The organism is Streptomyces sp. CB03234, assembly GCF_001905885.1.
Classification (GTDB): domain Bacteria; phylum Actinomycetota; class Actinomycetes; order Streptomycetales; family Streptomycetaceae; genus Streptomyces.
Genome location: NZ_LIYH01000002.1, coordinates 954,068 through 966,102, shown reverse-complemented (window position 1 = coordinate 966,102; position 12,035 = coordinate 954,068). Strand labels below are relative to the sequence as shown.

Here is a 12,035-nt window from a genome sequence, read left to right as displayed (position 1 = left end):
GTCGGGGCCGTGCCGCGGCGTCGTGGTCGAGCCATTCGATCTGACACCATTCCCCGGGGGGCCGTTCGCCGGCGAACGGTGCTCGTACAAAGAGAGTTGCGACCAGGGGACGGATGGGACCGCGCAGTGCGGGGCTACGAACGCCAGGAGAGCCACCGGGCTGACGACCACCTTTCGCGGTTCGAAGCCGAGATGGACCGGCTGAAGACCGAGCGGGAGAAGGCCGTCCAGCACGCCGAGGACCTCGGTTACCAGGTCGAGGTGTTGCGCGCCAAGCTCCATGAGGCGCGCCGCACGATCGCGTCCCGGCCGGCGTACGACAACGCCGACATCGGCTATCAGGCCGAGCAGTTGCTGCGGAACGCCCAGATCCAGGCCGACCAGCTCCGCTCGGACGCCGAGCGGGAGCTGCGCGAGGCGCGGGCCCAGACGCAGCGGATACTGCAGGAGCACGCCGAGCACCAGGCCCGCCTCCAGGCGGAGTTGCACGCCGAGGCGGTGCAGCGGCGCCAGCGGCTCGACCAGGAGCTGTCCGAGCGCCGCCAGACGGTCGAGGCGCACGTCAACGAGAACGTGGCGTGGGCGGAGCAGCTGCGCGCCCGTACGGAGGCGCAGGCGCGCCGCCTGATGGAGGAGTCCCGCGCGGAGGCCGAGCAGGCCCTGGCGGCGGCCCGCGCGGAGGCCACCCGGCTCGCCGAGGAGGCCCGCCGGCGGCTGAGCGCGGAGACGGAGACGGCCCGCGCGGAGGCCGAAGCGATCCTGCTGCGGGCCCGCAAGGACGCCGAGCGGCTGCTGAACGCGGCGTCCACGCAGGCGCAGGAGGCCACCAGCCACGCCGAGCAGCTGCGCAGCACGACGACCGCCGAGTCGGACCAGGCGCGCCAGCAGGCCGCCGAGCTGAGCCGGGCGGCCGAGCAGCGGATGGCCGAGGCGGAGGAGCGGCTGCGCGAGGCCCGCGCGGAGGCCGACAAGGTCGTCGCGGAGGCCCGTGAGGCGGCGGCCAAGCGGCTGTCGACGGCCGAGTCGGAGACGGAGCAGCGCACCCGTACGGCGAAGGCGGAGATCGCCCGGCTGGTCGGGGAGGCGACGAAGGAGTCCGAGGCCCTCAAGGCGGAGGCCGAGCAGGCGCTGGCCGACGCACGCGCAGCGGCGGAGAAGCTGGTCGCGGAGGCCTCCGAGAAGGCCCGTACGGCGGCGGCGGAGGATTCGGCGGCCGCTCTCGCCAAGGCGGCGCGTACCGCCGAGGAGGTGCTGTCCAAGGCGTCCGACGACGCGCAGGAGACCACCCGCAAGGCATCGGAGGAGGCCGAGCGGATCCGCCGCGAGGCGGAGGCCGAGGCGGACCGGCTGCGGGCCGAGGCGCACGACACGGCCGAGCAGCTCAAGGGCGCCGCCAAGGACGACACCAAGGAGTACCGCGCCAAGACGGTCGAGCTCCAGGAGGAGGCGCGCCGGCTGCGCGGCGAGGCCGAGCAGCTGCGGGCGGAGGCGATCTCCGAGGGCGAGCGGATCCGGGGCGAGGCGCGGCGCGAGGCGGTCCAGCAGATCGAGGAGGCGGCGAAGACCGCCGAGGAGCTGCTGACCAAGGCGAAGGCGGACGCGGACGAGCTGCGGACGGCCGCGACGGCCGAGAGCGAGCGGGTCCGTACGGAGGCGATCGAGCGGGCGACGGCCCTGCGCACGCAGGCCGAGGAGACGCTGGAGCGCACCCGTACGGAGGCCGAGCAGCTCCGTACGGAGGCCGAGGAGCAGGCCGAGTCGGTGAAGGCCGCGGCCGAGCAGGCCGCCGCCGCGCTGCGCGAGGAGACCGAGCGGGGCATCGCGGCCCGGCAGGCGGAGGCCGCCGAGGAGCTGGCCCGGCTGCACACGGAGGCGGAGGCGCGTCTCACGGCCGCCGAGCAGGCGCTGACCGAGGCGCGGGCCGAGGGCGAGCGGATCCGCCGCGAGGCCGCCGAGGAGACCGAGCGGCAGCGCGGCGAGGCCGCCGAGCGGATCCGTACGCTCCAGGCGCAGGCCGAGCAGGAGGCGGAGCGGCTGCGTACGGAGGCGGCGTCGGACGCGTCGGCCACGCGCGCGGAGGCGGAGAACAGCGCGCTCCGGCTGAGTTCCGAGGCGGCCGCGGAGGCGGAGCGGCTCAAGAGCGAGGCGCAGGAGTCGGCCGACCGGATGCGGGCGGAGGCGCAGGCCGCCGCCGAGCGGGTGACGGCGGAGGCGGCCGAGGAGCTGGCCGCCGCGCGGGAGGAGGCGAACCGGCGCCGCCGCGAGGCGGAGGAGACACTGGGCGCCGCGCGCACGGAGGCGGACCAGGAGCGGGAGCGGGCGCGCGAGCAGAGCGAGGAGCTGCTGGCGTCGGCGCGCAAGCGCGTCGAGGAGGCGCAGACCGAGGCGCAGCGGCTGGTCGAGGAGGCGGACCGGCGGGCGACCGAGATGGTGTCGGCGGCCGAGCAGACGGCGCAGCAGGTGCGGGACGCGGTCGCGGGGCTGCACGAGCAGGCCGAGGAGGAGATCGCCGGGCTGCGGTCGGCGGCCGAGCACGCGGCGGAGCGGACGCGTACCGAGGCGCAGGAGGAGGCGGACCGGGTCCGTTCCGACGCGTACGCGGAGCGGGAGCGGGCCGCGGAGGACGCGGGCCGGCTGCGGGAGCGGGCCCAGGAGGAGACGGAGGCCGCCAAGGCGCTCGCGGAGCGCACGATGGCGGACGCGATCACGGAGTCGGAGCGGCTGCGGGCCGACACGGCCGAGTACGCGCAGCGGATGCGGACGGAGGCGTCGGATTCGCTCGCCTCGGCGGAGCAGGACGCGGCACGCGCGCGTGCGGAGGCCCGCGAGGACGCCAACCGCATCCGGTCGGAGGCGGCGGCGCAGGCGGACCGGCTGGTCGGCGAGGCGACGAGCGAGGCCGAGCGGATGGCGGCCGAGGCGGCCGAGCTGCTGGCGACGGCGGAGCGGGACGCGGCGCGGCTGCGTACCGAGGCCGAGCAGGTCAAGGCGGACGGTGAGGCGCAGGCCGAGGCGCTGCGGGCGGCTGCCCGGGCGGACGGCGAGCAGGTCCTGGACGAGGCGCGCAAGGCCGCCGACAAGCGGCGGGCGGACGCGGCGGCGCAGGCGGACCAGCTGATCGGCGAGGCGACGAGCGAGGCCGAGCGGATCGGTACGGAGACCGCCGAGCGGGTCGAGCGGCTGGTCGCGGAGGCGACGGCGGAGGCGGAACGCCTGCGTACGGAGGCGGCCGCGGAGGCCGAGCGGCTGCGTACCGAGGCCTCGGCGGAGGCCGAGCGGCTGCGGGCGGAGGCGGCCGAGACGGTCGGTTCCGCGCAGCAGGCGGCGGAGCGGATCCGCGCGGAGGCGGAGCGGCTGCGCGGCGAGACGGAGGCGGCGGCCGAGCAGGTGCGTGCCGAGGCGCGGGCCGAGGCGGACCGGGTGGTCGACGAGGCGCGCGAGGCGGCGGCCAAGCGGCGGGCGGACGCGGCCGAGCAGGCCGACCAGCTCATCGCGAAGGCCCAGGAGGAGGCGCTGCGGGCGACCGCGGAGGCGGAGTCGCAGGCCGACACGATGGTGGGCGCGGCCCGCAAGGAGGCCGAGCGGATCGTCTCCGAGGCGACCGTCGAGGGCAACTCGCTGGTGGAGAAGGCCCGTACGGACGCGGACGAGCTGCTGGTCGGGGCGCGGGGTGACGCGACGGCCATAAGGGAGCGGACGGAGGAGCTCCGCCGGCGTACCGAGGCGGAGATCGAGGAGCTGCACGAGCGGGCCCGCCGGGAGAGCGCCGAGCAGCTGAAGTCGGCGGGCGAGCGGGTCGACAAGCTGGTGAAGGCCGCGACCGAGCAGCGGGCCGAGGCGGAGGCGAAGGCGAAGGAGCTGCTGGCCGAGGCGAACTCGGAGGCGAGCAAGGTCCGTATCTCGGCGGTGAAGAAGGCGGAGGGGCTGCTCAAGGAGGCCGAGCAGAAGAAGGCCACGCTCACCCGCGAGGCGGAGAAGATCAAGGCGGACGCGCAGCGCGAGGCCGAGAAGATGATCTCCGAGGGCAAGCGGGAACTGGAGGTGCTGGTGCGCCGCCGCGAGGACATTCAGGCGGAAATCTCCCGTGTCCAGGACGTGCTGGAGGCGTTGGAGTCTTTCGAAGCGCCTGCGGGGGGTACCAAGGAGGGCGGGCTCAAGGCCACCGCGGCGGCCGGAGTTACCCGTTCGAGTGGCAAGTCAAACGACGAGTAAGCCACTCAAAAGGCTGGACATTCTCCAGTTTGAACAAGCATCCGCTCGAAGACACGCCGCATAGCCCCCTAGGATTCCCCCTAACACCTCACCGGTCTCATTCGACAGGAACCCCATGAGCGACACTTCCTCCCCCTTCGGCTTCGAGCTCGTGCGGCGTGGTTACGACCGCGGTCAGGTGGATGACCGCATTACCAAGCTCGTCGCCGACCGAGACAGTGCTCTGGCCCGAATCACCTCTCTGGAAAAGCGCATCGAGGAGCTCCACCTCGAGACGCAGAACGCCCAGGCCCAGGTCAGCGACGCCGAGCCGTCGTACGCCGGTCTCGGTGCCCGCGTCGAGAAGATCCTCCGCCTCGCCGAGGAGGAGGCGAAGGACCTGCGCGAGGAGGCCCGTCGCGCCGCCGAGCAGCACCGCGAACTCGCCGAGTCGGCGGCGCAGCAGGTGCGCAACGACGCCGAGTCGTTCGCGGCGGAGCGCAAGGCGAAGGCCGAGGACGAGGGCGTTCGGATCGTCGAGAAGGCCCAGGGCGAGGCGAACTCGCTGCGCGCCGAGGCGCAGAAGGACGCCCAGTCGAAGCGCGAGGAGGCGGACGCCCTCTTCGAGGAGACCCGGGCGAAGGCCGCGCAGGCCGCCGCCGACTTCGAGACGAACCTCGCCAAGCGGCGTGAGCAGTCCGAGCGGGACCTGGCCTCGCGCCAGGCCAAGGCGGAGAAGCGTCTCGCCGAGATCGAGCACCGGGCGGAGCAGCTGCGCCTGGAGGCGGAGAAGCTGCGTACGGACGCGGAGCGCCGGGCCCGGCAGACAGTGGAGACGGCGCAGCGCCAGGCCGAGGACATCGTGGCGGACGCGAACGCCAAGGCGGATCGTATCCGCAGCGAATCGGAGCGCGAGCTGGCGGCGCTGACGAACCGTCGCGACTCGATCAACGCCCAGCTGACCAACGTCCGCGAGATGCTGGCCACGCTGACCGGTGCGGCCGTGGCCGCGGCCGGCTCCCCGGTGGACGACGAGCCGGTCTCGCGCGGCGTCCCGGCGCAGCAGACCCGCTAGTTCTCCCGAGGGCCCCGCGCGGGCCCACGACGTGCACGCCCGGCCGGCCGTGCGCGCGTGGGCCCCGCGGGGCCTTTCGCGTACCGCTTCCGCGGCGGAAGTGGGCCGTGTCATTCCGGTGGCGGGGGGCTTCGGGCGCCCGTAGCGTGGACGGGTGATCGAGCTCGAGGGTCTAACGAAACGTTTCGGTACGAAGACGGCGGTCGACCATCTCTCCTTCCAGGTCCGCCCGGGCGTGGTGACGGGCTTCCTCGGGCCCAACGGGGCGGGCAAGTCGACCACGATGCGGATGGTGCTCGGTCTGGACCATCCGACGAGCGGGACGGTCCGTATCGACGGCCGTCACTACCGGGAGCTCGACGAGCCGCTGAAGTACATCGGCGCGCTGCTGGAGGCGCGGGGGCTGCACGGCGGGCGCACCGCGTACAACAACCTGCTGTGCCTGGCGCAGTCGAACCGCATTCCGCGGCGCCGGGTCCGGGAAGTACTGGATCTTGTGGGTCTGGCGGCCGTGGCCAAGAAGAAGCCGAAAGGTTTTTCGATGGGCATGGGGCAGCGACTGGGAATCGCCGCCGCGCTGCTGGGTGATCCGCAGATCTTGATGTTCGACGAACCCGTCAATGGTCTGGACCCCGAGGGAATTCACTGGATCCGCAATCTGATGAAGGCGCTGGCCGCCGAAGGCCGGACGATCTTCGTTTCCAGTCATCTGATGAGTGAAATGGCCCTGACGGCGGACCACTTGATCGTGATCGGCCAGGGCAAGCTGCTCGCGGACACGTCTATGGCCGATTTCATCCAGCGGAACTCGCGCAGTTATGTGCGGCTGCGCTCGCCGCAGCGGGAGCAGCTGCGCGACGCGCTCCACTCCGCCGGCCTCGCGGCGGTCGAGGCGGACAACGGCACGCTGGAGGTCGACGGCGCGACGCCGGAGCAGATCGGCGAGCTGGCGGCCCGCCACGGGGTCACGCTGCACGAGCTGAGCGCCCAGCGGGCCTCGCTGGAGGAGGCGTTCATGCAGATGACGGCGGCGGCGGTCGAGTACCACGCGCACGCCACGGCCGGGCCCCAGTGGACGAAGGAGGTCTGACGATGGCATCCGTCCCCGCGGTCCTCCAGTCGGAGTGGACCAAGATCCGTACGGTGTCCTCGACGGTCTGGACGCTGGCGAGCGCGCTGGTCGTCACCGTCGCGATGGGCGCGGCGCTGTCGGCGCTGGTGCGGGAGACGTTCGACGAGATGCCGCCCATCGAGCGGGCCACCTTCGACGCGACGGTGGTCAGCTTCTCCGGCATGCTGCTGGGCCAGCTGGCGATGGTGGTCTTCGGTGTCCTCGTGGTCGGCACGGAGTACACCACCGGGATGATTCGTACGTCGCTGGCGGCGGTACCGCAACGGGCCACGTTCCTCTTCAGCAAGATCGCCGTGGCGGGCGTGCTGGCGGTGGCGGTGGGCCTCGCGACCAGCTTTTTGTCCTTCTTCCTCGGCCAGGCCCTGCTGGGCGAGCACCGCACCACCATCGGCGAGGAGAACGTCCTGCGCGCGGTGATCGGCGGCGGCCTCTACATGGGCCTGATGGCGGTGTTCTCGATGGGCGTGGCGGCGATGCTGCGCTCGACGGTGCTCTCGCTCGGCATCCTGGTCCCGTTCTTCTTCCTCATCTCCCAGATCCTGTCGGCCGTGCCGAAGGCGAAGGAGGTCGCCGAGTACTTCCCCGACCAGGCGGGCTCCACGATCATGCAGGTCGTCCCGGGCGCCCTGGGCAGCGACCCGGCGCCGTACGGCCCCTGGGGCGGCATGGGCATCATGCTGCTGTGGGTCGCGGCGGCGCTGCTCGGCGGGTACGCGGTGCTGAAGCGCCGGGACGCGTAACGCGGACGCGTGACGTACCGGCGGCGGGGCGGGCCTACGCCGGTCGCCCGCAGGTGTCGAACCGGCCGCGCGCAATAGTCCACATGGGGCTCACCATCGTCCACAGGCCCCGCCCTAGCATCGTCAGTGAGCCGGCCGCGCGGCACCGGTACGTACCGCAGCACATCCCCAGCACGCATGCGTACACATGCGCGCGCTCGCGGTACGCACGACGAAGTCCAGCCCATCCCCCATCGGACGGAGTTCTCCCATGCGCAGGACGAGCGCACGGTACAAGCTGGCCGGCGCGGTGACCGCGGCCGTGGCCGCGGTGGCCCTCACCGGCACGACCGCGGCGAGCAGCGGGGCGGTCGAGCCGGCCGCCGTGGCCGCCGCCGGGCCCATCGGCTTCGGCGCCGGGACGACGGGCGGCGCGGGCGGCGCCACCGTCACCGTGTCGAGCGCCTCCGCGTTCATCGCCGCCGTACAGCGGACGGACCCGGTGACCGTGCAGGTGAACGGCACGATCTCGCTGAGCTCGATGACGAAGGTGGCCGCCAACAAGACCGTCGTCGGGGTCGGCACCGCCGGCCGGATCACCGGCAGCGGCCTCAACGTCAGCGGGGTCTCCAACGTCATCATCCGGAACCTGACCTTCACCGGCTCCAACGACGACGCGATCAACGTCCAGGAGTCGACCAGGGTCTGGATCGACCACAACGACATCTCGGGCGCCTACGACGGCGCCGTCGACATCAAGCGCGCCTCCGACTACGTCACCGTGTCGTGGAACCGCACGCACCACCAGAACAAGAACATGCTGCTCGGCCACTCCGACAGCAACGGCGCCCAGGACACCGGCAAGCTGCGCGTGACGTACGTCAACAACTGGTTCGACGGCACCACGCAGCGCAACCCGCGCGTGCGGTTCGGCAACCCGGTGCACGTCCTGAACAACTACTTCAGCAACATCGGTGACTACGGCGTGGCCTCCACGGAGAACGCGGGCGTGCTCGTCGAGGGCAACTACTTCGAGAACACCGACGACCCGTTCCACGTCGGTGAGGGCGACTCCGACCCCGGCTCGCTGGTGGCGCGGAACAACCACTTCGTCAACTCGGGCGCCGGCCAGACCAGCGGCACCGTGAAGGCCATCCCGTACAGCTACACGGTGGCCACCCCGTCGAGTGTGAAGTCCCTCGTAACGGCGGGTGCGGGCGTCGGCAAAATCTGACGGCGCGCGCGGCGGTCCTCACCCTCCCCAAGGGTGGGGGCCGCTCCCGTTGCCGCGCGCGTCACGGGTCTTGTCCGGGCGCGGGACCCGCCACTATCGTCCAGAGCCCATGGCGGCAGGCGCACCCGCACGGGCCAGGCGCCCGACGCTCGCCCTGGTCACGGCCAACATCCACCTGGGCGTCGGCGCGACCCTGTGGTCCGGGGTGCTCGCGGCGGCCGAGCGGGGCGACGCCAACCTGGTGTGCCTGCCGGGCGGGCCGCTGCGGCCGGAGGGCTCCCCCCGCAACGCGCTGTACGAGCTGATCGGCGAGGACCGGCTCGACGGGGTGATCTGCTGGACCTCCACCCTGGCCCTGCCCGCCGGGAGCGAGCAGGGCTCGCGGCTCGCGCGCCGGCTGGGCGCGCTGCCGGTCGTCAGCCTCAACCAGGACCTGGCCGGGCACGAGACGCTGCTGCTCGACAGTCACGCGGGCATGCGGGAGGCCGTCGGCCACCTCGTCGAGACGCACGGCTGCCGCCGGCTCGCCTGTATCCGCGGCCCGTTGACCCATCCCGTCTCGCTCGACCGCTACCGCGCGTACACCCGTGCCGTCGCCCGCCACCGCCTCCCCGCCGACCCGTCCCTGGTGGCCGCCACCGCCGACTTCGCCGGCGGGGCGGGCGCCTCGGCGCTGCGCGTCCTGCTGGACGTGCGGGGGCTGCGGCCGGGCCGGGACTTCGACGCGCTCGTCGCGTGCAGCGACGTCCTGGCCGCCGACGCGCTGCGCTCGCTGACGCAGCGGGGCATCCGGGTGCCGGGGGACGTGGCGGTCGTCGGGTTCAACGACTCCCTCGAAGCCCGGCTCGCCGACCCGCCGTTGACGTCCGTGTCGCTGCCCTTCGCCGAACTGGCCGCGCTCGCCGTGGACACCCTGCTGGCGCGGCTGCGCGGGACGCGGCCGCCCCCGCGCAACGTGGTCCCCGGGACGCTGGTCACGCGCCGGTCCTGCGGCTGCCACTCGCCGCTGGTGACACAGGGCCGGCCGACCGGCACCTCAGCGCCGGAACCCCCTGACCGGGCCACCGCCGGGCGGTACGCGGCCGGTCCGGTGACCACCGGGCGGTACGCGGCCGGGCCGGACGCAGCCGGTTCGGTGACCGCCGGGCCGTCCGCCGCCGGGCCGGCGGCCGTCGCCTCGGAGCCGGACGCCGCCGTGCCGTTCGCCGCCGTGCCCCGGGCCGCCGAGGAACTCGCCGCCGCCTTCCGGGCGGACCTCGACGCGGAGTCGGGCGCGGCGTTCCTGTCCCTGCTGGAGGCCCTCATCGGCACCGAGGTCCGCACCTTCGACGACGCCTCCGCCTGGGACAACGCCCTGCTGCGCGCCCGCGAGACGGCGCTCACCACGCTGCCTCCCGCCCTCCGGTCGTACGCCGAGCGGCTCTTCGGGCAGGCGCGGCTGATGGTCGCCGACAAGTCGCACCGGCTGCTGGAGTACGAGCGGTGGGTGAAGGAGCAGGAGGCCCGCCGGCTGCGGGAACTGGGCACGGCGCTCACCACCGCCGTCGACACCGACGCCCTCGTCGACGCCCTGGCCCGCCACCTGCCCGGCACGGGAGTCCCGGGCTGCCGGCTGGTGCTGTACGGGGACGAGGAGGGCGTGGCCCGTCCCGTACTGTCGCGTGCCGAACGGGCCGCGCAAGCGGTACCGGGCGGCGGCCCGGACGCCCCGTACCCCGTCGGCCGGATCCTCCCGGACGCCCTGCTGCCGCGCGACGACCACCGGTTCACGCTGGTCGCCGAACCGCTCCACATCGGTGACGAACAGCTCGGCTTCGCCCTGTTCGACGCCTCGCCCGGTCGGGAAGGCGCCGCCCAGCGCGGCCCGGTGTACCGGGCGCTGGGGGACCAGATCAGCGCGGCGCTCAAGGGCATCCGCCTGTTCGACGAGGTACGCCGCGCCCGGGACGCCGCCGAGCAGGCGAACCGCCTCAAGACGCGGCTCCTCGACAACGCCACCGACGAACTGCGCACCCCGGTGGAGACACTCCTGCGCCACACCGGCACCGCGGGCGGCGCCCAGGACCCCGCCGCCGCCCTGCGCGTCGCCCACGCCGACGCGGGCCGCCTGCTGCGGCTCATCGACGACCTGCTCGACCTGTCCCGGTCCGAGATCGACGCCCTGGACCTGTCACGGGAACTCCTCGACCCACGTCCGCTGCTCACCGCGGCGGCCGCCGGCGCGGGCGTGCCCCTGACGCTGCGAGTGCCGCCGCGACTGCCCGCGATCAGCGCCGACGGACCACGGCTGGCCCAGATCCTCCGCAACCTCCTGACCACCGCGGCCGCCCTCACGAGCGGCCCGGCTCCCCTCACCCTCGCCGCCGGCGTACGCCTCCCCGGGCTGCTCGTCCACCTCACCGGCCCGGACCTGGCCCTTCCTTCCGGCGACGGCGACGGCGACGGCGACACCGAGCACCTCTTCGAGCCGTTCGCCTCAGACGCCCCCGGGACGCGGCTCAGCCTGGCGATCGCGCGCCGGCTGGCCGTCCTGCACGGCGGGTCCGTGACCGTGTACCGCGCCCCGGGGCGGCGCGGCTTCCGTCTGGAGCTGCCGCTGCCCACCCCGGCCGACGCGTCCGGGTCCCCGGCCGGAGGCGGCCGCCGCACCCCCCTCCTCGTGGCGAGCGCCGCCGCGCCGCCGCGCGAGGTCACCAGCATCGCCCGGCGCCACGGCCTGCCGACGCACCGGCTGCACCCGGACGAGGACGTCGCCTCGCTCCTGGCCGACCGCGCCCCGGCCGCCGTCGCCTGGGACGTCGTCCAGGCCCGCCCGCACGAATGGGCGCCCGTCCAGCGCCTGCACGACCACCCGGCGTGCCGCCACGTCCCCTTCCTGCTGTACGGACCGGTCCGGGGCCGTGACCTCGCCGGCGCGCTGCACGCCCTGCGCCCCTCGGAGCCGGCCGAGCCCGTCGTCGTCGCCGACGGCCACGCGGCCGACCGCGAGCGCCTGCGGCGGCTGCTGGCCGGCATCCTCCCGGGGCGTACGGTGCGCACCGCCGCGGACGGCACCGCCGCCACGGCCCTCCTCGCCGAGGAGCTGCCCTGTTTCCTCGTCGTGGCCCGCGACCTGGCGGACATGGACGGCTTCGCCGTCGTGGAGCGCATGTACGAGACGGCCTCCGCGCGCCGGTTGCCGGTCGTCCCGGTACTGATGCTCAGCGGCCACGGGTTCACCGCCGACGACGTCCACCGCGCGGAGCCGTACCCCGGCCTGGTGCTCCTCGGGCGCGGCATCCTCACCGACGGCGAGCTGACCGCCCTGCTCACGGCGATGGCGCGGCGCACCGACCCGGCGGCCCTGCGCTCGTACGCCCCGGTCCGCCACGCCCTCGCCCACATCGAGCAGCACTACCGGCGGCAGCTGTCCCGCCGGGAGATCGCCCAGCGGGCCGGTGTCAGCGAGAACCACCTCGGCCGCCTCTTCCACCGCGAGCTGGGCCTGACCCTGTGGGACTACCTGACGCGTCTGCGCGTGCTGCGCGCGAAGGAACGGCTGCGCCACAGCGACGAGAGCGTGCAGGCGGTGGCCCGTGCGGTCGGCTTCCACGACCGCGCCTACTTCAGCCGCGTCTTCCGCAAGGTGACGGGCGTGGCGCCGCACGTCTACCGGGAGGCCTCATGACGGAACGGTCTCTTTTA

The 12,035-nt window shown here is 74.0% G+C and carries 6 protein-coding genes; all 6 read left to right on the top strand.

Annotation, left to right across the window (positions count from 1 at the left end; translation table 11 throughout):
- The first annotated feature begins 126 nt into the window (after nt 1–126).
- The 6 genes from scy (at nt 127) to AMK26_RS11345 (ending at nt 12,018) form a co-directional block, all read left to right on the top strand.
- Nucleotides 127–4,212 carry a polarized growth protein Scy gene (scy, locus tag AMK26_RS11370; RefSeq protein WP_073754388.1) on the top strand — a complete coding sequence of 1,362 codons (4,086 nt, stop codon included), beginning with the start codon at nt 127–129 and terminating at the stop codon, nt 4,210–4,212.
- Between the two features lie 115 nt (nt 4,213–4,327).
- Nucleotides 4,328–5,266, top strand: a complete 939-nt coding sequence (locus AMK26_RS11365) for a cellulose-binding protein (protein ID WP_073754387.1) — start codon at nt 4,328–4,330, stop codon at nt 5,264–5,266.
- 154 nt (nt 5,267–5,420) lie between these two features.
- Nucleotides 5,421–6,356, top strand: a complete 936-nt coding sequence (locus tag AMK26_RS11360; protein ID WP_073754386.1) for an ABC transporter ATP-binding protein — start codon at nt 5,421–5,423, stop codon at nt 6,354–6,356.
- A 2-nt stretch (nt 6,357–6,358) separates the two neighbouring features.
- Nucleotides 6,359–7,138: an ABC transporter permease gene (locus tag AMK26_RS11355; protein ID WP_073754385.1), complete on the top strand. Its 780-nt coding sequence runs from the start codon at nt 6,359–6,361 to the stop codon at nt 7,136–7,138.
- Nucleotides 7,139–7,388: 250 nt separating this feature from the next.
- Nucleotides 7,389–8,351 (top strand): pectate lyase family protein, encoded by a 963-nt coding sequence (locus AMK26_RS11350; RefSeq protein WP_073754384.1) that lies wholly within the window; start codon nt 7,389–7,391, stop codon nt 8,349–8,351.
- A gap of 109 nt (nt 8,352–8,460) precedes the next feature.
- Nucleotides 8,461–12,018 (top strand): substrate-binding domain-containing protein, encoded by a 3,558-nt coding sequence (locus AMK26_RS11345; RefSeq protein WP_073754383.1) that lies wholly within the window; start codon nt 8,461–8,463, stop codon nt 12,016–12,018.
- Nucleotides 12,019–12,035 lie beyond the last annotated feature (17 nt).